Raw genomic sequence first — 21,104 nt, 5'->3', positions numbered from 1 at the left:
GTGCAGCGGCTGGAACGAGCCTAGGCGACGCCGGTCATGTCACATCGATCACGACCATCAGCCCGCCGCCGCCCTTTTCCTCGACATTGTTGTTCGTGGTGTGATGCGGGATGTGGCAATGGATCAGCCATTTGCCCGGACGCTGCGCCTTCCAGATTACGTCGTAGCGCTGACCCGGCCCGACGTTGATCGTATCGGCAAGGAAACGACCCGAAGCGGGGACCGTCTCGCCGTCGCGGGCAACGACCTCGAACGGTCCGCCATGGATATGCATCGGATGGATGAAGCCGTTGTTGGTGCCGATGAACCGCACCTTGAGCGTCTCGCCGACCTTCATCGGGATCGTCTCGGTCGAGGGATAGGCCTTGCCGTTGATGGTGAAGAAATTCGGCATGCCGCCATCCATCGGCATCGACGGGTAGGTCAGCCCTTCCCGCACCAGCCATTCCTGAAGCTCGATGGCGTAATCATGGTCGGCCGCGACCTCGTCGGCGGGATTGGCGGGATCGATGATCAGCGCACCGTAAAGGCCGAGCGCCTGGGTCCGGTCCGGCTTGGCATGGGGGTGATAGAAATAGGTTCCGTGCTGGGTCGCGGTGAATTCGTATGAATAGGATTGCCCGGGCTCGATCGGCGGCTGCGTGATCTCGGCCGGCCCATCCATCTGGTTCGGCAGGATCAAGCCATGCCAATGCACCGTCGTTTCCTCAGGCAGGCCGTTGGTGACGTTGATCCTGACCCGATCGCCCTGGCGAATATGAATTCGCGGACCGGGAATCTGGCCGTTATAGGCATAGGCGTCGACCGCGACGTCCGGCAGGATCTGCCAGCGGACCACTGAAGGCCTGAGCTCGAACACCTTGATGCCGTTCTCCATCCGAAACGGCAGTTCCTGGTCGCCCCTTGCCGTCAGGCCATAAGAGGCGGCCACGAGGCGTGGATCGGTAGCCGCCATGTCGCGCATTGTATCGGCTGGCGTGTCGCGATCCATGATCATGCCTCGCGGCATGATCACCCCGCCGACATCGCGTGCCGACAGCGTCAGGTTCAGCCAGTTCGCCGGCGCGACCATGCCGATGGCGAGCGCCAGCAGGGAGACGGCACCCAGGGCAGCGACCTGCGGCGTCGTGGCATCCGTCTCCATGTGATGGCCGCCGCCTTTGCCTTTGTGGGAAACCATATCGTGGTGCTGCCCGCGATGGCCGCTGGCGTCGGCCTGCTGCATTTGTATCTGCGCATGTTGCCTCGTGGCAGGCTGCTCCCGGACATCGATGCCGGCTGCCTGCGCACGCTGCGTCATCAGCCCATGCTTCAGCCCCCGGGCGACCAGCCAGACATTGGCCGGATAGGCAAGCGCAAAACCGGCGATGACGCCGATCGACATCACGCCCCAGAACAGCAGCTCCGTCGGTTCCATCGCGCGCATGTCGCGGCCCATCATCAGGAAGCTCATGACCGGCGCCATGCCGGCCATCATGAAGTTCATGGAGATGAACTCGGGCAGGAAGCTCTTGCGTACGTTTTCCCAATAGGTGCCGCCCATCATCGATTTCATGAACAGCGACTGGAAGATGAACAGGCCGAAGGCAAAGCCGGCGAGATATTCGACGATCAGGTCGATCCACATCGGCAGGCCGAGCGCCGCCGTGACGGCGGCGGCAAGAATGATGCCGGTGGCATCGCCGGCGACGCAGTGGATGGTGGAGCCGACGCCCTGCTTCCAGAGCGGCCGGGTGAAGAGTTCATGATCGCCCGGCCGGGGCTCCTTGTCGGCGAGCACGTAGAGCAGCAAGCCGAGCGGACCCATATAGAGGGTGACCAGGATGAAGCCCCATTTCATCACCACCGGCTCGGGATTGTTGCGATATTGGTCGAAGCCGACGTAAAGCGTCGAAGCCAGCGCCAGCGCGAACCAGACGACGAGGAAATAATCGATCGGTTGGATGAGCATCAGGATGAACCCGTGACCTGCCGCCGCACGCGCCCACGCGGCTCGTTATACAACTCCCAATGGCAATGAACGCAGCCGGCGCGCTTATGATCCGTGCCGGCGCTAGTTACCAGGTTGCAACGTGACCACTCGAACGGCCTGAAGCACGCTTGCTATCTTCTCGCGTAGCGCACGGTCAGCGCTCGCCGAATACGCGCGAAGCCAGCAAGACAGAGAGGCGTGATCCGCCGGTCTTGTCCCGAACCGGAGTAAGGATCAGTGCAGGATCTGCGACAGGAACAGCTTCGTGCGCTCATGGCGCGGGTGGTCGAAGAACTCGGCCGGCGTGTTCTGCTCGACGATCTGACCCTGATCCATGAAGATCACCCGATTGGCGACTTTGCGCGCAAAGCCCATTTCGTGGGTGACGCAGAGCATGGTCATGCCTTCCTCGGCCAGCCCGACCATCGTCTCCAGCACTTCCTTGATCATTTCCGGATCGAGAGCCGAGGTCGGCTCATCGAACAGCATGATGCGCGGGTTCATGCACAGCGAGCGGGCGATCGCCACGCGCTGTTGCTGCCCGCCGGAAAGCTGGCCGGGATATTTGTTGGCCTGTTCCGGGATCTTGACGCGCTTGAGGAAATGCATGGCGATTTCCTCGGCCTGTTTCCGCGGCATCTTGCGCACCCAGATCGGCGCCAGCGTGCAATTTTCCAGAATGGTCAGATGCGGGAACAGGTTGAAGTGCTGGAACACCATGCCGACCTCGCGACGCACCTCGTCGATCTTCTTCAGATCGTTGGTCAGTTCCTTGCCGTCGACTATGATCTTGCCCTTCTGGTGTTCCTCCAGCCGGTTGATGCAGCGGATCATCGTCGATTTGCCGGAGCCCGACGGGCCGCAGATGACGATCCGCTCGCCGCGCATCACCTTTAGATTGATGTCCTTCAGCACATGGAATTCGCCGTACCATTTGTGCATGGCGATGATGTCGATGGCGACATCGGTGGTGGAAATGTGCATCTTGGCGGCATTGACCTTGATCTCTTCCGCGCTGACGGCGTTTTCTATGGCCATGACAAGGTCCCCTTTTTAGCGTTTGTGGCCGGTGTCGAGACGGCGTTCCGTGTACATTGAATAGCGCGACATGCCGAAGCAGAACAGCCAGAAGATGAACGCCGCGAACACCAGGCCGGATCTGGCCGTCTGTGGCGTCGCCCAATTCGCGTCGGAGAAGTTCTGCTTGACGATGCCGAGGAGGTCGAACATGGAGATGACGATGACCAGGCTGGTGTCCTTGAACATGCCGATGAAGGTGTTGACGATGCCGGGAATGACCAGCTTCAGCGCCTGCGGCATGACGACCAGGCCCATCTTCTGCCAGTAGCTGAGACCGAGCGAATCGGCGCCCTCATACTGGCCTTTGGGGATCGCCTGCAGGCCGCCGCGCACCACTTCGGCCATGTAGGCGGCGGCAAACAGCGACACGCCGATCAGCGCGCGCAGGAACTTGTCGAAGCTGACGCCGGCCGGCAGGAACAGCGGCAGCATCACGCTGGCAAAGAACAGCACCGTAATCAGCGGGATGCCGCGTACCGTCTCGATGAAGATCACGCACAGCAGCTTGACTATCGGCATGTTCGAGCGCCGGCCAAGCGCCAGCACGATGCCGATCGGCAGCGACACGGCAATGCCGACGAACGACAGGCTGAGCGTCACCAGCAGTCCACCCCAACGCGACGTCTCGACATGCGGCAGGCCGAACATGCCGCCGACCAGCAGAACGAAGGCGACGACCGGCAGTACAAAAAAGAGAAGAATGGCATTCAGCCCCTTGCGCGGTATGCGCGGAATGAGCAACGGCACCAGCAGTGCCACGAACAGGATGGCCACCACGATCGGCCGCCAACGCTCCTCGATAGGATAGGTGCCGAACATGAACTGGCCGAACTTGGCGTTGACGAATGCCCAGCAAGCACCGGTCCAGCCATCCGGCTGGATGCCGCCTTGCGCCACGGTGGCGCAGACCGAGCGGTCCGGTCCAGTCCACTGGGCGTTGATGAAGGCCCAATTGATGATTTGGGGCAGGATCACAGCGACCAGCGCAATGCCAACGATGGTGAGAATGGTGTCGCCCGTGGTGGCAATCAGGTTCTTGCGGATCCAGGCGGTGAGGCCACGCTCGCTCGACGGCGCCGGTTGGGCCAGCGCCATCTCCGTCCGGACCCAGGACATGTCGTGTTCCTGCATGGCTCTACCTCTCCACCAGCGCCATCCTGGCATTGACGACGTTCATGATCGCCGACGTGATCAGGCTGAGCGCGAGATAGACAGCCATCATGATCACCACGCCTTCAACCGCCTGCCCGGTCTGGTTCAAGACAGTGCCGGCAGTCGCCGTCAGGTCCGGATAGCCGATGGCGATGGCGAGTGAAGAGTTCTTGGTCAAGTTCAGATACTGGCTGGTCAGCGGCGGAATAACGATGCGCATCGCCTGCGGCACGACGACAAGCCTGAGGATCGATCCCGAGCGCAGCCCGAGTGCCGCGGCCGCCTCGGTCTGGCCCGTGCTGACGCCCCTGATGCCGGCGCGCACGATCTCGGCGATGAAGGCGGCCGTATAGCAGGACAACGCCAGATAGAGTGACAGGAACTCCGGTCTGACCTGAAAGCCACCGACCAGGTTGAAAGTCGATTGTTTCGGGAATTCGAAGGTCAGAGGAAAGCCGCTCAGCGCGTAGGCCAGCAGCGGCAGGCCGACGATCAACGCTATGGATGTCCAGAGCACCGGGAACGGCTGACCCGTCGCCATCTGCCGCTGCCGCGCCTTGCGGGCGACGAACCAGGCCATGGCAAGGGCGAGGAGCAGGGCGACCAGGATCAGCCAGGAGCCCTCGCCCCAGACAGCGCGCGGAAAATAGAAGCCGCGCTGGTTGAGAAAGGAGCCGAACGGCAAATTAATGCTCTCGCGCGGCGGCGGCAGCACGGCGAGCACGCCGGAATACCAGAAGAAGATGACCAGCAGCGGCGGGATGTTGCGGAAGACCTCGACATAGACCGTGCAGATCTTCCTGATCAGCCAGTTGCGCGAAAGCCGGCCGATGCCGACGATGAAACCGATAATGGTGGCGGTGATGATGCCGACGACGGCAACGATCACGGTGTTGATGAAGCCAACCAGGATGGCTCGGAAATAGGTCGAATCCGACGAATATGCGATCGCGCTTTCGCTGATGTCGAAGCCGGCGCGGCCCCTGAGGAAGCCAAAGCCGGAAGCGATGTGCAAGCGCGTCAGATTGACGATGACGTTGTGGGTAACCCACCAGACCCCCGCTACCAGCAGGACGAGGACCAGCGCTTGAAAGAATATTCCGCGGACACGAGGATCATTGATGAAGGAACCGCGGCTTGGCTCCTCGCGAAGAACTTCCTGCGATGCCATTCGACAGTCCCCTGGAAAGAGAGACCGGAAGGCAGACGATCTGCCTTCCGGATCCATTTTCGATCAGCGGATCGGCGGAGCGTACTGCAGGCCACCCTTGGTCCACAGCGCGTTGATGCCGCGCGCGATCTTCAGCGGGCTGCCCGAGCCGACATTACGCTCGAACATCTCGCCGTAATTGCCGACGGCCTTGACGATGTTGACGACCCAGTCGTTAGAGACGCCGAGATCGGTGCCGATCTTGGTGTCGGCTTCCTGGCCGAGCACGCGCTTGATCTCTGGACTGTCCGAGTTCTTCATCTCGTCGACATTGGCCTTGGTGATGCCGAGTTCCTCGGCGTCGAGCAACGCGAAATAGGTCCACTTGACGATGTGGTACCATTGGTCGTCGCCCTGGCGTACGGCCGGCCCAAGCGGTTCCTTGGAGATGATCTCGGGCAACACGACGTGGTCGGCCGGCGCACCGAGCGTCAGGCGGATGCCATAGAGGCCCGACTGGTCGGTGGTGTATACGTCGCAGCGGCCGGCGTCATAGGCGGCGTTAACCTCTTCCAGCTTTTCGAAGACGACAGGATTGTACTCCATCTTGTTCGACTTGAAATAGTCGGCAAGGTTGAGCTCGGTCGTGGTGCCGCTCTGCACGCAGACCGCCGCGCCCGAAAGCTGCAGCGCCGAGTTCACGCCCGGTAGCTTCTTGGCGTTGATCATGAAGCCCTGGCCGTCGTAATAAGTCGTGCCGATGAAGTTCAGGCCGAGTGCGGTGTCGCGATTGATGGTCCAGGTGGTATTGCGCGACAGGATGTCGATCTCGCCCGACTGCAGAGCGGTAAACCGCTCCTTGGCGCTGAGCGGCGTAAACTTCACCTTGGTGCCATCGCCGAACACGGCGGCTGCCACAGCGCGACAGAAGTCCGCGTCGATGCCTTGCCACTCACCCTTGTCGTCCGGCGCCGAGAAGCCGGCCAGACCGGTCGAGACGCCGCATTGGATGAAGCCCTTCGCTTTGACATCGTCGAGCGTGGCCGCCGAAGCCGCCGAAGCCGCGAATCCAAACGCGGCGGCGCCCAAAACGCCGATTGCAATGTGTTTCATGACCCACAGACCCTTTTCTGTTTTTTCCAGGCGAACCTGACTTTTTCCCGTGTGAACGCAGCTATGTATCCCGGCCCATTACCGGAATCCCGCATCGTAACCGACGCGCTGCCTCCCATTCACGAACAACATCGAAGGCGATTATTCCTGTGAGGTCAAGGGAAATGACCAAATCCGAAAGACTTTGAAAACCAACTGCCTGAAATGCCTGAAATTGCAGACAAACGCGCTCGCAAATCGGCCAGCGCGCCAATAAAGCCGGCAAAGTCCGACCGTGAGTTGCCAAGCGCACTTGGCAGCCTTCCCGCAGGTCCACGGCTCGTTGCTGAATTGGCATATTCAAGACCTTGGCCTGGCGAGTGCGGTGCGGTTGCGCGGCCAATGCCGCCGCACTATGGCTAACGACCAACCCATGGGACGAAAAGCAATGGCAAAAGACGACAGCGAGATGGGCGTCAACACACGGCTCGCCCATTCCGGCAACAACCCGCATGACTATTTCGGCTTCGTCAATCCGCCGGTGGTGCATGCCTCGACCGTGCTCTATCCCAATGCGGCGACAATGGCGGCGCGGAGCCAGAAATACACCTACGGCACGCGCGGCACCCCGACCACCGATGCGCTGACCAGCGCCATCGATGCGCTGGAAGGCTCCGCCGGCACGGTCGCGGTGCCGTCCGGCCTGGCGGCCGTGGTGCTGCCGCTGCTTGCCTTCCTGTCGGCCGGCGATCATCTGCTGATCGTCGATTCCGTCTATCATCCGACCCGCAATTTCGCCGACACGATGCTGAAGCGGCTGGGCATCGAGGTCGAGTATTACGAACCGCGCATCGGCGCCGGCATCGCGGCGCTGATCAAGCCCAACACCAAGGTGGTGTTCACCGAATCGCCGGCCTCCAACACCTTCGAGGTGCAGGACATACCGGCCATCGCCAAGGCAGCGCATGCCGCCGGCGCCATCGTCATGATGGACAACACCTGGGCGACGCCGCTCTACTTTCGCCCGCTCGACCATGGCGTCGACATCTCGATCCACGCGGCGACGAAATACCCGGCCGGCCATTCCGACGTGCTGCTCGGCACCGTGTCGGCCAATGCGGACTGCTGGAAGCAGCTTTTCGAGACGTTCAACACGATGGGCTGCTGCGCCGGGCCTGACGACGTCTACCAGGTGCTGCGCGGCCTGCGCACGATGGGTGTGCGGCTGGAGCATCATCAAAAGAGCGCGCTTGCCCTCGCCGGCTGGCTCGAGGGTCAGCCGGGCGTAGCGCAGGTGCTGCATCCCGGGCTGCCCAGTCATCCCGACCACGCCATGTGGAAGCGCGATTTTTGCGGATCGAGCGGCATCTTCTCGATCGTTCTCGCGGGCGGCGGACAGAAGCAGCAGCACGCCTTCCTCGACGCGTTGAAGTTTTTCGGCCTCGGCTATTCCTGGGGCGGCTATGAGAGCCTTGCCGTGCCGGTATTCCTTGGCGACCGCACAATCGCCAAGGGCCCGTATGACGGGCCGCTGGTGCGCTTGCAGATCGGGCTCGAGGATGTCGAGGATTTGAAGGCCGACCTGGCGCGCGGGCTGGCGGCGGCCGCACAGGCCTGAGCCAAGCACCTTTCCAGGCTGAGTCAGGAAATCGGCGTAACAGCTTGGAAAAATTGCGATCCTGAGTGATGTCATGGCGACCGATCAGCCGATGACACGGCGTCTACAAAATAGAGACGCCGGTGTGGTGGAGGCGTTAGAATAGCCTCTGCCGGCGCTTGAAACGGATCGAGGCCGGCCGGCGGATCGGTCGGGAACCTTTTGTCGGCCGATTCATCCAATGTCCGATGAGAAGCCTATCAGGAGATCGGCCATGCCTGCTGCGTTGACGGCAACGCCCGCCGCTTCCGGCGACATGCAGCTTGTCGGCCGCGCGCTGGCACGTGATAGCGATGCATTCCGCACCATCATCAAGACGCACAACCAAAGGCTCTACCGCATCGCCCGAGGCGTCGTGCGTAACGACAGCGAGGCCGAGGACATCGTCCAGGAGGCCTATGTCAGCGCCTTTGCCCATCTCGAGGCCTTTCGCGGCGATGCCTCGCTCGCCACGTGGCTATCGCGTATCGTCATCAACGAAGCGCTCGGCCGCTTGCGCAAAAGGCGGCGAATGGTAGCGATGCCTGAAAACCCGCAAGCCGAAATCATCCGGTTTCCCCTCAACCCGAGCGACGATCCGGAGCGGACGATGGCGCAACGGCAGATCCTTGAGCTTGTCGAACGGGCAACCGACAGTCTTCCCGATGTCTACCGGATGGTGTTCGTGGCGCGCGTCATCGAGGGATTGAGCATCGAAGAAACCGCCGAACTGCTTGGCGTGCGACCAGAAACCATTAAGACCCGGCTGCACCGCGCCCGCGCGCTGGTGCGCAAGGCGCTGGACGACCAGATCGGCCCGGTGCTGCTCGACGCCTTTCCCTTCGCGGGCCGGCGCTGCGAACGGCTGACCAATGCCGTGATGCAGCGGCTTGGTCTTTCCGGATAGGTCGCGCCGATTTTCGCGGGAACGTTTGGCGGCGACCTGCATCCAATGAGCATCACTGAAAACGAAGCCCGATGCAGTTCCGCGTCGGGGCGAAGGAGAGCATCATGTTTATTCGATCGACCACGGCACTGGCCGCATTTTTCCTGCTTAGCGCAGCGCCCTTGTCGCAAGCTGCCGACAAACCGACCGATCCGCAGATCGCACATATCGCCTACACAGCAGGCGTGCTTGACGTCGAGGCGGCCAAGCAGGCGCTGAAGAAATCGAAGAACAAGGAGGTCGTGGATTTCGCCAAGGACATGGTGCGAGATCACGAGGCGGTCAACAAACAGGCTCTCGACCTGGTCAAGAAGCTCAAGGTCACGCCTGAGGACAATCCGACCAGCAAGGCGCTGACCAAGGCGGCGGCCGAGGAACGAGCCAAGCTTGCCAAGCTCAAGGGCGCGGCGTTCGACAAGGCCTATGTCGCCAACGAGGTGGCCTACCACAAGCAGGTCAATGGCGCGCTCGAAACTCTGCTGATCCCGTCGGCCAGCAATGCCGAGCTGAAGAGCCTGCTGGAAACCGGTCTGAAAATATTCCAGGGCCACGAACAGCACGCCGAACACGTCGCCGGCATGCTGAAGTGAGGATCGAGCCAATGGCGTCGGGGCGGCATCTGTGGGTTGCGCTGGCATTGGCCATGGGTGCCCAGCCGGCCAAGGCCGACACCATCGAGGTGACGATCGAGAAGCTTGTGTTTTCGCCGGCAAAGATCGAGGCGAAGGTCGGCGACACGATCAGGTGGGTGAACAAGGACGTGTTCGCCCACACGGCAACCGTCAACGGCGCCTGGGAAGTGATGATCCCGCCGAAGAAGGCGGCGAGCCTGACGGTGAAGAAGGCGGAATCGGTCGATTATTTCTGCCGCTTCCATCCCAACATGAAAGGCCATCTGACGGTGACATCGCCCTGACTGGCTGATGCATGTCGCGCAAAAGCGTGCAGCGGTTTTGCGATAACGACATGCATAAAAAAGAGCCTGAAGCGCGCCGCACGAGGCCGGTCTAGTGCGACGCGCTTTTAGGCTGCCAGCCATGCCGTCCCTACAAGCAGCGTGACCAGCGTCAACGGCAGGCCGACCTTGAAGAAGGCGATGAAGCCCAGCGGTTTGCCGGAGATTCGCGCGTGCTCGGCAACGATCAGATTGGCGACCGAGCCGAGCAGCGTGAAATTGCCGGCCAGCGTCGAGCTCATGGCGACGACCAGCCAGGCCCGCTCGGGGTTTTCCAGTCCGGGCACGAACGGCTTCAGCGCCAGCACGGCCGGGACATTGCTCATGATGTTGGACAGCACCGCGGTGAAGCCGGACAGCCGCCAGACATCATTCAGTCCGAGGTCCTTTGCCGAGGCGACGATGTCGGGCGTCAGCAGCGTCTTCTCCGCCCCGGCGACGACGATGAACAGCCCGGCGAACATGAACAGCAGCGGCCCATCGATCTCGCGATAGATGCGCTCAGGTTTGATGGCGCGGGTCAAAAGAAGAATGGCACCGCCGATCAGCGCTGCCTTGGCGACTGGAACGCCGGCGAAGAAGGCGATCGCCAAACCGACACAGACGACCACCGCCTTCACCACCTGCCCCGGCAGCATGCGGCCGCGGTAGACTTCGGGGCTGAGCTCGGCCTTGCGCGAAAATTCGGCGCGGTAGACGATGCGGATGATGACGATGACGGCGATGAGGCCGAACGCCGCGACCGGCGCCAGCGCCGCAGAGAAGGCCGGATAGGAAATCCCCGACAGCGCGCCGATGACCATGTTCTGCGGGTTGCCGGTGATGGTGGCGACGCTGCCGCAATTCGAGGCGGTGGCGGTGGCGATCAGATAGGGAACCGGGTTGCGGTTGATAACGCGGGTGACATGGACGACGATCGGCGCCATGACCAGGCAGATGGCGTCGTTGACCAGGAATGCGGACAGGAGGCCGGTCAACAGCGTCACCATCACCAGCAGCATGAACGGCGCATGCGCATGCTCGATGGCGAAGCCGCCGAGCGCGCGAAAGGCGCCCGACACTTTAAGATGCGCCACGACGATCATCATGCCGAGCAGAAGCGTGATGGTGTCGAAGCTGATGGCGCGGTAGGCGTCCTCCATGTCGAGCGCGCCGATGGCGATCATCGCCGCACCGCCGAGCAGCGCGATCCCTGCCCGGTCGAGGCGCAGCCCGGGTATCCTGCCGATGGCGACGCCGGCATAGGTCAGGACCAGGATCAGCAGTGCCGCCGCGCCCATCGCTGTCATGTGTTGGAAATCCTGTGCGACTGGCGAGTGAACCTGTCCGGAATGGACCCTGAAAATATTGGCGATCCCGACAGGATTCGAACCTGTGACCATCGGCTTAGAAGGCCGGTGCTCTATCCAGCTGAGCTACGGGACCGCTGGCCGGCCGCATGACCGGCGGATTGTGCCGGCAGGGCCGGTATGGGATCAATGCGTCCAGGGCGTCCTGCGGTCATAGCGGAAATTCTCCGCATAGGAAATCTGGCGGCGCTTGATTTCCTTCGGCTCCTCAACGCGGAAAGCCAGCCCTTCCTTCTCGGCATAGGCGACCGCCTCTTCTCTTGTGTCGAAGGTCAGCCTGATCTGGCTTCGCATGTCGCCGGACGTGGTGTAGCCCATCAGCGGATCGATCTTCTTGCGCTGCTCCGGATCGAATTCCAGCACCCAATAGCCGGTCTTGGCCTTGCCGGACTGCATCGCGGTTTTGGCTGGGCTGAAAATGCGGGCTGACATGACCACCTCATTGCTTGTTGCAAGCACACGACCCCGAGACCAGATTACTGTTCTCTGGCCATGCACTAGCCCGTCATTACTGCGCAATGCCGCCGGCAGCAAGGCCGATGGCTTTTTACGCTTGCTTTGGCGGGCTGAAATCACTAGGCAACAGACCGTTCGGAGTGTAGCGCAGCCTGGTAGCGCATCTGGTTTGGGACCAGAGGGTCGGGAGTTCGAATCTCTCCACTCCGACCATTCATCAAGCGAATCTCGTCGGCAGCGCAAGCGGATCGCGCTCGAGTGTGTCTGCCGTCGCCGGTCATGTTTAAGCGACGGACGGACAGCACGAGCCCGCGCTGCCCGTCCGACATGCAAGCCGTCAGCCCTGGATGAAGGCCAGCAGATCCGGATTGATGATCTCCGGATGGGTGGTGCACATGCCGTGCGGCAGGCCCTTGTAGACCTTGAGCGTGCCGTGCTTCACCAGCTTGGCCGCAAGCAGCGCGGAGTCGGCGATAGGCACGATCTGGTCGTCGTCGCCGTGCATGATCAGGACGGGCACGTCGATCTGCTTGAGGTCGTCGGTGAAGTCGGTCTCGGAAAAGGTCTTGATGCAGTCGTAATGGGCCTTGGCCCCACCCATCATGCCTTGGCGCCACCAATTGTCGATAGCGCCTGGCGAGACCTTGGCGCCCTCGCGGTTAAAACCGTAAAACGGGCCGGCCGGCACATCCCTGTAGAACTGGGCGCGGTTAGCGGCCAGAGCGGCGCGAAAGCCGTCGAAGACCTCGATCGGCAGGCCGCCCGGATTGCTATCGGTCTTGACCATGATCGGCGGCACCGCGCCGATCAGCACCGCCTTGGCAACACGGCCTCCGCTGCCATAAAGCGCGACGTAACGCGCCACCTCGCCGCCGCCGGTCGAGTGGCCGATGTGGATCGCATCCCTGAGATCGAGATGCGCCGCCAGCGCCGCGACGTCGGCAGCGTAGGTGTCCATGTCGTTGCCGGTCGCGGTCTGCGACGAGCGGCCGTGGCCGCGGCGGTCATGGGCGATGACGCGGTAGCCCTTTTCGAGGAAGAACAGCATCTGGTTGTCCCAATCGTCGCCGCTCAGCGGCCAGCCGTGATGGAACACGATCGGCTGGCCCTTGCCCCAATCCTTGTAGAAAATCTCGGTGCCGTCATGGGTGGTGAATGTGCTCATCGTCCTACTCCTTGATGGAAAAGTTAGGGGGTAACAGGGAAGCTTCTAGCCCCTTCAGCTGGACAAATTATAACAGTGCGGCCAGGGTGAGCATTGGCAAAACGGACATTCAACGTGGCAAAACTGACAAATGACGGCGGCGCGTGATCTGATCGAAATCGGCCTTGTCTTGTATCCCGGCGTGCAGGAAGCGGCCGTGCTCGGCCTGACCGATCTTTTCATGCTGGCAAACCGGCTGGCTGTCGAGCTGTCGCCGGAGGCGGCGAGGCTTCGCGTCAGCCATTGGCAATTGGAGGACGCGGGCCACACCGTAGTCCGCACCTTCGACAGCGACCCCGGCGCCGACAATGAACCAGCCATGGTTATCCTCCCGCCGACCTTGGGAGATCCGATCGCTCGGGAAGCAGCCGCGCCCTATGCCGGCTGGCTCAGGGATCGCCACACGGCAGGCGCGACGCTCGGTTCGGTCTGTGCCGGCGCTTTCGTGCTTGCCGAAACCGGCCTGTTGTCCGGCCGTGCGGCGACGACGCACTGGGCTTATCGCGACGCGCTGGCGCTACGCTTTCCCGACATCCTGCTCGACGCCGACAGGCTGGTCATCGACGATGGCGATATCATCACCGCCGGCGGCTACATGGCCTGGACCGACCTCGGCCTCAAGCTCGTGGACAGGGTGCTCGGGCCGACCGTCATGATGGACACGGCGCGTTTCATGCTGGTCGACCCGCCGGGCCGCGAGCAACGTTTTTACAGTCCGTTTGCGCCGCGGCTGACCCACGGCGACGAAGCGATCCTCAAGGTGCAGCACTGGCTGCAGGCGAACGGCGCGCGCGATGTGACGCTTGGCGCCATGGCCGATCACGCCGGGCTGGAGGAGCGGACTTTTCTGCGGCGCTTCCGCAGCGCCACCGGCCTCAAGCCGACCGAATATTGTCAGCACCTGCGGGTCGGCAAGGCGCGCGAGATGCTGGAAACCACGATGCGAGCGATCGACCAGATCGCCTGGGAGGTCGGCTATGACGATCCCGGCTCGTTCCGCAAGGTATTCGCCAGGATAACCGGCCTGGTGCCCGGCGACTATCGCAAGCGCTTTGGCACGGAACGAGCGGTGGTTGCAGGCGGAGAGAGCTGAGGCCAGCCGCGCAATGGCGCTATCGATTCGATGCTGCCAAAGGCAAGCTCGCCGGGCGAGAACCCCAACCACCCATCTCCCGGCGAGCCTACTACCTGATTTGATACGCAATCAGGACCGGGATTAGCCGGCAAGCTCTTTGTTGCAAGACAGGTGCCAGTCTTTTTTCTCGAAATGGGACACACACGGAAGTGAGCTCCCTGATGTTCACGCCGAGGCTTTTTGCCTGATGTGCCGGATCAGTCGAATTCCTGAAATCAGCAGTAATGCGCCTCCGACTTCCACGACCAGGATCACGGCCGAGCCCCAGGGAATAGCTGGCCAAAACTCCGAAAAGGCTTGCCTGAGCCAGGTGATATGAGCAGGCTCCTCGCTGTAAGCCCTGAGCATCAAGTCCGCGTAATCGAACATCTCTTTCACCACGATCGCCGACCAGAACAGCGATGAGACAAGCCATATCAGTGCGATTCGTCTGACGATCGGGCTCATTCCAATACCTACTGTCAAAAAGATCGACTTGATTAGCACACCCGCCAAACGAGATCATCCCGCTATATCTCGAACTCGCCCTGCCCTTCGTCCATGGCGCTGACCGTCTCGGCTGCCAGGGCGCGGGTGATCGGCGTCTTGCGCTCGAGCGCGGTGCGGTCGAGCCGTTCGACCACGCGCATGGCAGTGGCCAGCGAGCGCTCGATGCGGCGCACCAGATATTGCACGACATGCGGCTCGACCTCGACCTGGCGGTCGGCGAACAGCTTTGTGATGACGCCGGCCAGCAGAAGATCGTCGGGTTCGTGGATCTCGACGGTCGCCGCCGCCTTCAGCCGCGACGCCAGGTCGGGCAGCCTGACGCCCCAGGCGGACGGGAAGCGCCGCGCCGTCAACAGCAAGCTCGAGCCGGCGCCGCGCACCGCGTTGATCAGGTGGAAGAGGCCGTGCTCATCGATCGGTTCGGCATCGATATCGTCGATCAGGGCCGGATGCGGGCCGAGGTTTTCGATGCAGTCGCCGATGCGGCCGGCCGCCACTTTCACGGCGTCGGCGCGGGTCCGCCAAATCGAGGCCAGATGGGTTTTCCCCGAGCCGGCCGGCCCGGCCAGCACAACGACCGGCGACGGCCAGTCCGGCCAGCGGTCGACAAGCGCCGCCGCCTGGCTGTTGGTGCTGGAGACGACGAGCTCGTCACGCGAATAGCCGGTGCCGTGGCCTAGATCGAGCGGCAATTGACGCGGCGGATCGATCTTGTCCGGCATCTGGCTCAACCGCGCGCGCCCCCGCGGCGCCGCACCTGCAGCGGCGGCACCGGCTCGTCGGCATGGCCCTTGTAGAGCGGCGATTCGAGATAGCGGGCGATGGCGAAACGCACCAGAACGGCAACGGCGGCGGAAGCCGGCACGGCAATCAGCAGGCCGACGAAGCCGAACAGCGCGCCGAAGGCAAACAGCGCAAACATCAGCCATACCGGATGCAGGCCAACGCTTTTGCCGACCAGCCTGGGCTGCAGGATGTTGCCCTCGATGAACTGGCCGACGAAGAACACGCCGGCGACCGCCGCGATCATGGTCCAGTCCGGCCAGAACTGGACGAAGGCGACGCCGACGGCCAGCACCAGGCCGGTCAGCGAGCCGACATAGGGGATGAAGGAGATCAGCCCGGCAAACAGGCCGATGAGGATGCCGAAATTCAGGCCCGTCAACGTCAGGCCGGTGGCATACATGGCGCCCAGCACCAGGCACAGCGTGCCCTGGCCGCGCACGAAGCCGGCGGTCGCCGTGTTGATGTCCCTGGCGATCGTCCTGACGGTCTTGACGTAATCGCGCGGCACCCAGCTGTCGACGATTGCCACCATGCGGTCCCAGTCGAGCAGCATGTAGAAGGCGACGACCGGCGTCACCACGAACAGGCTGACGACCGAGACCAGCGCCACGCCGGAGCTCCAGATCGAGGTGAAGACGGTGGTCAGGAGGCCGAAGCCGGAGGTCAGCAGCGAGTTCAGGCCTTCGCGCAGGCCGTTGGCGTCGACGCCGAATTTTTCTTCCAGCCATTTCGGGTCGAAGCTGGTGATCAGGCTCTGCAGCCGGGTCAGATAGTCCGGCAGCTTGCTGGCGAAATCAGCCATCTGCGAGGCGAGCACCGGAACCAGGATGACGAAGGCCAGTACCAGGACGACGATAAAGGCGATGAGGATGACCACCGTCGCCATCAGCCTGGACAGGCCAAGCCGCTCCAGCCGGTCGGCGACAGGGTCGAGGAAATAGGCGAGCACCATGCCGGCGACGAACGGCAGAAGGATGCCGCTGAAGACATAGAGGAAGACGGCGAGGATGATGGCGCTGACCAGCCAGAAGCGGATCTGGCGGCGAAACGACGCCGATGCCGCAGCTTCCGCTGCCGCAGCCTCAGCTTCAGCGTCGATGGACCGTTCGTCAGGTGCCGGGTGTGGAGCCTTCGCCATAGCCGCTCATATGCCTCAGCCAAGCCACGAGATAGGCCGCGGCCGAAGCCACGGTCAAGACCCCGGACAGCAATATGAGGGCCGGCCTCAGCGGATCGAGACGGATATCGAAGGCGAGTTCGCCCAACACCACTGCCGCCAGCACGATCTGGATCGCGGTGTTGGCCTTCGACACCAGGAGCGGCTTCATCTCGACCGGATGCGCCATGACGGTGGATAAAAGCACGGCGCAGACGATCAGTGCGTCGCGCGACACCATGGTAACGACCAGCCACAGCGGCAGTTCGCCGCTGAAGCCCAGGACCACGAAAACCGAGACCAGCAGCAGCTTGTCGGCCATCGGATCGAGATAGGCGCCGAGCCTGGAAAACTGATTGAAATGGCGGGCGATGAAGCCGTCGACGCCGTCGGAAATGCCGGCAATGAGGAAGCCCGCAAAGGCCCAGTCCCAGCGGTCCTGCAGCATGGCCAGCACCACCGCCGGCACCAGCACGAAGCGCATGATCGTGATCATGTTGGGGATGGTCAAACGCATATCCCGTCGCTCTTGTTTGCGGATACATGATGGAGATGGAGGGTTACGGCAAGTGAGAAGCGACACAGAAGCTGCCAATCTCCCCACGAGGGCGCCAGCAATGAAATAGGTCAAGACAGATGTCGATTTCGGGGAGGCTCATTCGTCTCACGATAGGAAGCCAAGGAAATTTGCCCAGGCAAGGAAACGGACGCGATGACAATCACTATCACAGCATTTGAACGATCGCCCGATGGCGGCAAGGGACTGGCGCGTGATACGCGCGTTCGCTGGGCGCTCGAAGAAGTGGGGCAGCCGTATGAGGTTCGTCTTGTTTCCTTCGCAGAGATGAAGGCGCCTGAACATCTGGCGATCCATCCCTTCGGCCAGATCCCCACCTATGAGGAAGGTTCTCTCTCGCTGTTCGAGACCGGCTCGATCGTCTTTCATCTTGCTGAGCAGCATGCGGGATTGCTGCCGAAGGATCGCAATGCCCGCGCGCGCGCGATCACGTGGATGTTTGCCGCACTTAACACCGTCGAACCACCGATCCTCGAATTAACGACGGCAAGAATATTCGAACGTGACAAGCCTTGGAGCGAGGAGCGCTTGCCGTTGGTAAAGGACCGTGTTCGCGCTCGGCTGGACAAACTCTCGGCTCACTTGGGTGTCGCCGACTGGCTCGATGATGCGTTCAGCGCGGGCGATTTGTTGATGGTGTCGGTGCTGCTGCGACTAAGAATGTCAGGCATTTTGGACGAATATCAAAACTTGGCTGCCTATGTAGCGCGCGGGGAAGCACGGCCGGCCTATATCCGGGCTTTCGCCGCGCAATTTGCGATCAACGCAGAGGGGGCGTGAAGATTAGCCAGCATTGAACTAACCAAATGGAAGCGAGCCCGAAGCGCGCGCGCTCTCCTTTGGCGACGCCAGTCAAGAAAGCTGGTACGTCTCCCGTATTCGAGGGGACGCCATGTCGATCAACATCTATGTCTACTGGGGGCGAGGAGAAAGGACGCCGAAGAGCTGGTCCCGCAGCTGCAGGCGCATTTCCGGGCCTTGGACGAAGCCGACGACAGGTTCGCGAGGTGGGCCCCGCGCGGCAGATCGCTCAAAAAAGCAATCGCCTCCAAGCCGGTCAACACCTCGTCGTGCGAGGTTCTCCATCGCTGGCTGTTAAAGGGCCGGAACAAGACGGACATGCCTCCGAGACAGCCCGTTCCTGAACTGGGATACAATGTGTCGCTGTGGAACCAGCGCCAGGCAAATATAGAGGCGTCCACATCAGTCCATTGCAGTTCCTGGTCCAAATATCTGTCGGAAGACAGCCAGAACAATGCTTCGCTGGAGTTTAGCTACATAGCTGGAGCCGAACCGGTGAATACAAAGGTTTTGCTCGGCCTATTTCTCAAGTTCATTGATATCTGGGAACCCAGTTGGGGTTCGATCTGGCGGCACGTTCATGAGGGACATCCAGCCGGGGCGCGTTGGAACCCAAGACATGTTCAATATGCCTTCTTCCAGTCACCGGGAGGACGCGGGCACGATGAACGATTTATGGGACAGCAGCAGACCCTCCCCAAGGGCGGTCGCCTCTGGACGGACGAAACGGCGGTGCCTTTCCTGGAAGAGACGTAAGTGCCCGGTATTCCGCTGCCGTCCTTGCAAGACGCTGTTGCCCATGCGAAGAGCCCGTGAAGCGACAGCCTATTTCCCCACTGCTGAATGACGATGGCGCAGAGAATCACAATCGCTTGGCGAGTAACGCTTTGTTATCTGGCCGGACTGACAGAAAGTCTTTTGGTCTTCGCATTTTTCGGAGCCCCGCACCGCAACGTGGCGACGCAAGATCTCCTGTGGGCCTTCGCTCTTGAGCTGGCCGTGGGCGGGGTCGTCTCTTGGCCCCTCTGGCTGACCGCCGCTGTCGTCGCGTTCGTTTTCTCAAGATCAGTCGTTGCAAATCCAGGTCTGTGGGCTGCCGCGGCGGGGGTGATCGCCGCCGGCTTCTCGTATGGGACCCTGCCCTTCAACGGTGAGATCAGGTCTCTTGCCACCGTCGGAGGCCTCGCCGCAATTCTGGCAGGGATTTCTTTTTATTGTTGGAGTGTATCGCGCCCGGTTCCCGCGGCATCCAACTGAAAACACCATTAATCGCGCGCTTGCCTTGCGGGGCAAAACCGTTCATGCGAAGAGCCCGCACGCGAGTGAAAACAGCGACAGGCAAGCGCAACAGATGAGCAGGCGCCGGAAATGAGCAAGCGCAAGAACGGGCTCACCTATGCCGAAGCGGGCGTCGACATCGACGCCGGCAATCTCATGGTCGAGAAGATCAAGCCGCTGGTACGCGCAACCCGCCGGCCGGGCGCCGATGGCGAGATCGGCGGCTTCGGCGGTTTGTTCGACCTCAAGGCCGCCGGCTTCACCGATCCGGTGCTGGTCGCCGCCAATGACGGCGTCGGCACCAAGCTGAAGATCGCCATCGACGCCGGCAAGCACGACACGATCGGCATCGACCTCGTCGCCATGTGCGTCAACGACATCGTCGTGCAAGGCGCCGAGCCGCTGTTCTTCCTCGACTATTTCGCCACCGGCAAGCTCGATCCCGACCAGGGTGCCTCGATCGTCGGCGGTATCGCTGCCGGCTGCCGGCAGGCCGGCTGCGCGCTGATCGGCGGCGAGACGGCGGAAATGCCCGGCATGTATCACGAAAAGGATTACGACCTTGCCGGCTTTGCCGTCGGTGCCGCCGAACGCGGCCAGCTGCTGCCGACCGACGACATCGTCGAGGGCGACGTACTGCTCGGCCTCGCCTCGTCGGGCCTGCATTCGAACGGCTTTTCGCTGGTCCGCCGCATCGTCGCCGTAAGCGGCCTTGGCTGGAACGATCCGGCGCCGTTCAATGACGAAGCGACGCTGGCCGAGGCGCTGCTCGAACCGACCCGCATCTACGTCAAGTCGATCCTCAAGGCGATCCGCAATACCCACGGCATCAAGGCACTGGCCCATATCACCGGCGGCGGCTTTCCCGAAAACATTCCGCGCGTTCTGCCCAAGGATTTTTCGGCCGAGCTCGATCTCGGCGCCATCGAGGTGCCGCCGGTGTTCTCATGGCTGGCCAAGACCGGCGGCGTCGCGCCGGAAGAGATGATGCGCACCTTCAATTGCGGCATCGGCATGATCCTGGTCGTCGCCTCCGGCCAGGCGGCGCAGGTCGCTGCCGTTCTGCAGGAGGCCGGCGAGACGGTGACGCCGATCGGCCAGATCGTGCCGCGCCGCGATGCCGGCGTCATCTATCGGGGCTCGATTGGCCTATGACCAGGAAACGGACGGTCGTACTGATCTCGGGGCGCGGCTCCAACATGACGGCGCTGGTTGCGGCGGCGAGCAACCCGGCCTATCCGGCCGAGATCGTCGGCGTCATCTCCGACCGCGCCAATGCCGCCGGCCTTGGCATCGCCGCGGCGCGCGGCATCGCCACCAGAGTGATTTCGCGCTCCGACCATGCCAGCAAGCAAGCGCATGACGAGGCGATCGATGCGGCCCTCTTGTCGTTCGGCGCCGAGATCGTCGCGCTGGCCGGCTATATGCGCATCCTCGGCGCGCGCTTCGTAGAGAAGTGGCAGGGCCGCATGATCAATATCCACCCTGCCCTGCTGCCTGCCTTCAAGGGGCTGGATACGCATGCGCGGGCCCTCCGCGCGGGCATGCGCATCCATGGCTGCACGGTGCATTTCGTCACGCTCGACATGGATGACGGGCCGATCATCGCCCAGGCCGCCGTGCCGGTGATGGTCGGCGACAATGAGGACACGCTAGCCGCGCGCGTGCTCAAGGCCGAGCACCAACTTTATCCGCTGGCGTTGGGCCTTGTCGCCGAAGGCAAGGCGCGGATGGAAGGCGGCCGCACGGTGTTTTCGCGCTTCGCCGACGATGCCGACAACGCCACGTCGGTGGTGATCGCGCCCGACCCGCTGCGCGAAGAGACCGATCTCGAGCACCTGGCGCGGATCACGCCGTGAGGGTCAGTTCTTGAATTTGGTAGCAAATTTT

21 protein-coding genes and 2 tRNA genes are annotated in these 21,104 nt (G+C 62.3%); 10 read left to right on the top strand and 13 right to left on the bottom strand.

The features are described from left to right. Window positions 1–34: 34 nt before the first annotated feature. The 5 genes from NKI72_RS06920 to NKI72_RS06900 all read right to left on the bottom strand — a co-directional run bounded on the left by NKI72_RS06920 (window position 35) and on the right by NKI72_RS06900 (window position 6,467). Window positions 35–1,951, bottom strand: coding sequence for a multicopper oxidase domain-containing protein (locus NKI72_RS06920; RefSeq protein WP_352831838.1), 1,917 nt, complete (start codon window positions 1,949–1,951; stop codon window positions 35–37). A 255-nt stretch (window positions 1,952–2,206) separates the two neighbouring features. Next, the gene (locus NKI72_RS06915; RefSeq protein WP_031212005.1) at window positions 2,207–2,956 is read right to left on the bottom strand and encodes an amino acid ABC transporter ATP-binding protein; all 750 of its coding nucleotides are present in this window, start codon (window positions 2,954–2,956) and stop codon (window positions 2,207–2,209) included. A 69-nt stretch (window positions 2,957–3,025) separates the two neighbouring features. After that, entirely contained in the window at window positions 3,026–4,183 is a 1,158-nt protein-coding gene (locus tag NKI72_RS06910; RefSeq protein ID WP_352771783.1) for an amino acid ABC transporter permease, read from the bottom strand. A 4-nt stretch (window positions 4,184–4,187) separates the two neighbouring features. Continuing rightward, window positions 4,188–5,375: an amino acid ABC transporter permease gene (locus NKI72_RS06905; RefSeq protein WP_352472636.1), complete on the bottom strand. Its 1,188-nt coding sequence runs from the start codon at window positions 5,373–5,375 to the stop codon at window positions 4,188–4,190. Window positions 5,376–5,438: 63 nt separating this feature from the next. Next, on the bottom strand, window positions 5,439–6,467 hold the full coding sequence (locus tag NKI72_RS06900) for an amino acid ABC transporter substrate-binding protein (protein WP_254820740.1): 1,029 nt from the start codon (window positions 6,465–6,467) through the stop codon (window positions 5,439–5,441). Between the two features lie 427 nt (window positions 6,468–6,894). On the opposite strand from NKI72_RS06900, the gene NKI72_RS06895 reads away from it, so the two are divergent. From NKI72_RS06895 to NKI72_RS06880, 4 genes are all read left to right on the top strand, one after another. Next, window positions 6,895–8,064, top strand: coding sequence for a cystathionine beta-lyase (locus NKI72_RS06895; protein WP_352684961.1), 1,170 nt, complete (start codon window positions 6,895–6,897; stop codon window positions 8,062–8,064). Window positions 8,065–8,317: 253 nt separating this feature from the next. Continuing rightward, window positions 8,318–8,989: an RNA polymerase sigma factor gene (locus tag NKI72_RS06890; protein WP_352820251.1), complete on the top strand. Its 672-nt coding sequence runs from the start codon at window positions 8,318–8,320 to the stop codon at window positions 8,987–8,989. Between the two features lie 104 nt (window positions 8,990–9,093). Further along, on the top strand, window positions 9,094–9,618 hold the full coding sequence (locus tag NKI72_RS06885; protein WP_352541632.1) for a DUF4142 domain-containing protein: 525 nt from the start codon (window positions 9,094–9,096) through the stop codon (window positions 9,616–9,618). An 11-nt stretch (window positions 9,619–9,629) separates the two neighbouring features. Further along, on the top strand, window positions 9,630–9,944 hold the full coding sequence (locus NKI72_RS06880) for a cupredoxin domain-containing protein (RefSeq protein ID WP_352501888.1): 315 nt from the start codon (window positions 9,630–9,632) through the stop codon (window positions 9,942–9,944). A gap of 107 nt (window positions 9,945–10,051) precedes the next feature. Here NKI72_RS06880 and NKI72_RS06875 read toward each other — a convergent pair whose 3' ends face one another. The 3 genes from NKI72_RS06875 to NKI72_RS06865 all read right to left on the bottom strand — a co-directional run bounded on the left by NKI72_RS06875 (window position 10,052) and on the right by NKI72_RS06865 (window position 11,764). Continuing rightward, a complete protein-coding gene (locus NKI72_RS06875; protein WP_352472631.1) occupies window positions 10,052–11,272 on the bottom strand; it encodes an anion transporter in 1,221 nt (406 codons plus the stop codon). A 59-nt stretch (window positions 11,273–11,331) separates the two neighbouring features. Further along, window positions 11,332–11,408, bottom strand: a tRNA-Arg gene (locus NKI72_RS06870). Between the two features lie 50 nt (window positions 11,409–11,458). Continuing rightward, window positions 11,459–11,764 (bottom strand): ETC complex I subunit, encoded by a 306-nt coding sequence (locus tag NKI72_RS06865; protein WP_023677641.1) that lies wholly within the window; start codon window positions 11,762–11,764, stop codon window positions 11,459–11,461. A gap of 160 nt (window positions 11,765–11,924) precedes the next feature. On the opposite strand from NKI72_RS06865, the gene NKI72_RS06860 reads away from it, so the two are divergent. Beyond that, window positions 11,925–12,001 (top strand) — tRNA-Pro (locus tag NKI72_RS06860). Between the two features lie 124 nt (window positions 12,002–12,125). Here the strand turns inward: NKI72_RS06860 and NKI72_RS06855 are convergent. Beyond that, entirely contained in the window at window positions 12,126–12,953 is an 828-nt protein-coding gene (locus NKI72_RS06855) for an alpha/beta fold hydrolase (RefSeq protein ID WP_352831839.1), read from the bottom strand. 130 nt (window positions 12,954–13,083) lie between these two features. Between NKI72_RS06855 and NKI72_RS06850 the strand changes: the two genes are divergently transcribed. After that, window positions 13,084–14,085, top strand: coding sequence for a GlxA family transcriptional regulator (locus tag NKI72_RS06850; RefSeq protein ID WP_352680737.1), 1,002 nt, complete (start codon window positions 13,084–13,086; stop codon window positions 14,083–14,085). Window positions 14,086–14,292: 207 nt separating this feature from the next. Here NKI72_RS06850 and NKI72_RS06845 read toward each other — a convergent pair whose 3' ends face one another. The 4 genes from NKI72_RS06845 to NKI72_RS06830 form a co-directional block, all read right to left on the bottom strand. Continuing rightward, window positions 14,293–14,574, bottom strand: coding sequence for a hypothetical protein (locus tag NKI72_RS06845; protein WP_352831842.1), 282 nt, complete (start codon window positions 14,572–14,574; stop codon window positions 14,293–14,295). Window positions 14,575–14,636: 62 nt separating this feature from the next. Next, a complete protein-coding gene (gene hdaA / locus NKI72_RS06840) occupies window positions 14,637–15,338 on the bottom strand; it encodes a DnaA regulatory inactivator HdaA (RefSeq protein WP_352680804.1) in 702 nt (233 codons plus the stop codon). Between the two features lie 5 nt (window positions 15,339–15,343). Next, window positions 15,344–16,540, bottom strand: coding sequence for an AI-2E family transporter (locus NKI72_RS06835; RefSeq protein ID WP_352831844.1), 1,197 nt, complete (start codon window positions 16,538–16,540; stop codon window positions 15,344–15,346). Beyond that, window positions 16,512–17,069, bottom strand: coding sequence for a CDP-alcohol phosphatidyltransferase family protein (locus NKI72_RS06830; protein WP_352469229.1), 558 nt, complete (start codon window positions 17,067–17,069; stop codon window positions 16,512–16,514). The genes NKI72_RS06835 and NKI72_RS06830 overlap by 29 nt, the downstream gene beginning before the upstream one ends. Window positions 17,070–17,270: 201 nt before the next feature. Between NKI72_RS06830 and NKI72_RS06825 the strand changes: the two genes are divergently transcribed. From NKI72_RS06825 to purN, 4 genes are all read left to right on the top strand, one after another. Then, window positions 17,271–17,915 (top strand): glutathione S-transferase family protein, encoded by a 645-nt coding sequence (locus NKI72_RS06825; protein ID WP_352541636.1) that lies wholly within the window; start codon window positions 17,271–17,273, stop codon window positions 17,913–17,915. Window positions 17,916–17,927: 12 nt separating this feature from the next. Then, window positions 17,928–18,692, top strand: coding sequence for an Imm52 family immunity protein (locus NKI72_RS06820; protein WP_352771189.1), 765 nt, complete (start codon window positions 17,928–17,930; stop codon window positions 18,690–18,692). A gap of 612 nt (window positions 18,693–19,304) precedes the next feature. Beyond that, complete coding sequence (gene purM / locus NKI72_RS06815) at window positions 19,305–20,369, top strand: phosphoribosylformylglycinamidine cyclo-ligase (RefSeq protein WP_352831848.1); 1,065 nt, start codon at window positions 19,305–19,307, stop codon at window positions 20,367–20,369. Then, entirely contained in the window at window positions 20,366–21,073 is a 708-nt protein-coding gene (gene purN / locus NKI72_RS06810) for a phosphoribosylglycinamide formyltransferase (protein ID WP_352831850.1), read from the top strand. The genes purM and purN overlap by 4 nt, the downstream gene beginning before the upstream one ends. The last annotated feature ends 31 nt before the right edge of the window (window positions 21,074–21,104 follow it).

The sequence above is a fragment of the Mesorhizobium sp. M0437 genome, from assembly GCF_040321335.1.
Lineage (GTDB): Bacteria > Pseudomonadota > Alphaproteobacteria > Rhizobiales > Rhizobiaceae > Mesorhizobium.
Note: the sequence above shows the minus strand (reverse complement) of the source record. Positions and strands in the feature narration are given on the sequence as shown.

Excerpts from the sequence above, each read along its gene's own strand:
- NKI72_RS06920 (WP_352831838.1), bottom strand. The coding sequence starts at position 1,951 with ATGCTCATCCAACCGATCGATTATTTCCTCGTCGTCTGGTTCGCGCTG.
- NKI72_RS06915 (WP_031212005.1), bottom strand. The coding sequence starts at position 2,956 with ATGCACATTTCCACCACCGATGTCGCCATCGACATCATCGCCATGCAC.
- NKI72_RS06910 (WP_352771783.1), bottom strand. The coding sequence starts at position 4,183 with ATGCAGGAACACGACATGTCCTGGGTCCGGACGGAGATGGCGCTGGCC.
- NKI72_RS06905 (WP_352472636.1), bottom strand. The coding sequence starts at position 5,375 with ATGGCATCGCAGGAAGTTCTTCGCGAGGAGCCAAGCCGCGGTTCCTTC.
- NKI72_RS06900 (WP_254820740.1), bottom strand. The coding sequence starts at position 6,467 with ATGAAACACATTGCAATCGGCGTTTTGGGCGCCGCCGCGTTTGGATTC.
- NKI72_RS06895 (WP_352684961.1), top strand. The coding sequence starts at position 6,895 with ATGGCAAAAGACGACAGCGAGATGGGCGTCAACACACGGCTCGCCCAT.
- NKI72_RS06890 (WP_352820251.1), top strand. The coding sequence starts at position 8,318 with ATGCCTGCTGCGTTGACGGCAACGCCCGCCGCTTCCGGCGACATGCAG.
- NKI72_RS06885 (WP_352541632.1), top strand. The coding sequence starts at position 9,094 with ATGTTTATTCGATCGACCACGGCACTGGCCGCATTTTTCCTGCTTAGC.
- NKI72_RS06880 (WP_352501888.1), top strand. The coding sequence starts at position 9,630 with ATGGCGTCGGGGCGGCATCTGTGGGTTGCGCTGGCATTGGCCATGGGT.
- NKI72_RS06875 (WP_352472631.1), bottom strand. The coding sequence starts at position 11,272 with ATGACAGCGATGGGCGCGGCGGCACTGCTGATCCTGGTCCTGACCTAT.
- NKI72_RS06865 (WP_023677641.1), bottom strand. The coding sequence starts at position 11,764 with ATGTCAGCCCGCATTTTCAGCCCAGCCAAAACCGCGATGCAGTCCGGC.
- NKI72_RS06855 (WP_352831839.1), bottom strand. The coding sequence starts at position 12,953 with ATGAGCACATTCACCACCCATGACGGCACCGAGATTTTCTACAAGGAT.
- NKI72_RS06850 (WP_352680737.1), top strand. The coding sequence starts at position 13,084 with ATGACGGCGGCGCGTGATCTGATCGAAATCGGCCTTGTCTTGTATCCC.
- NKI72_RS06845 (WP_352831842.1), bottom strand. The coding sequence starts at position 14,574 with ATGAGCCCGATCGTCAGACGAATCGCACTGATATGGCTTGTCTCATCG.
- hdaA (WP_352680804.1), bottom strand. The coding sequence starts at position 15,338 with ATGCCGGACAAGATCGATCCGCCGCGTCAATTGCCGCTCGATCTAGGC.
- NKI72_RS06835 (WP_352831844.1), bottom strand. The coding sequence starts at position 16,540 with ATGGCGAAGGCTCCACACCCGGCACCTGACGAACGGTCCATCGACGCT.
- NKI72_RS06825 (WP_352541636.1), top strand. The coding sequence starts at position 17,271 with ATGACAATCACTATCACAGCATTTGAACGATCGCCCGATGGCGGCAAG.
- purM (WP_352831848.1), top strand. The coding sequence starts at position 19,305 with ATGAGCAAGCGCAAGAACGGGCTCACCTATGCCGAAGCGGGCGTCGAC.
- purN (WP_352831850.1), top strand. The coding sequence starts at position 20,366 with ATGACCAGGAAACGGACGGTCGTACTGATCTCGGGGCGCGGCTCCAAC.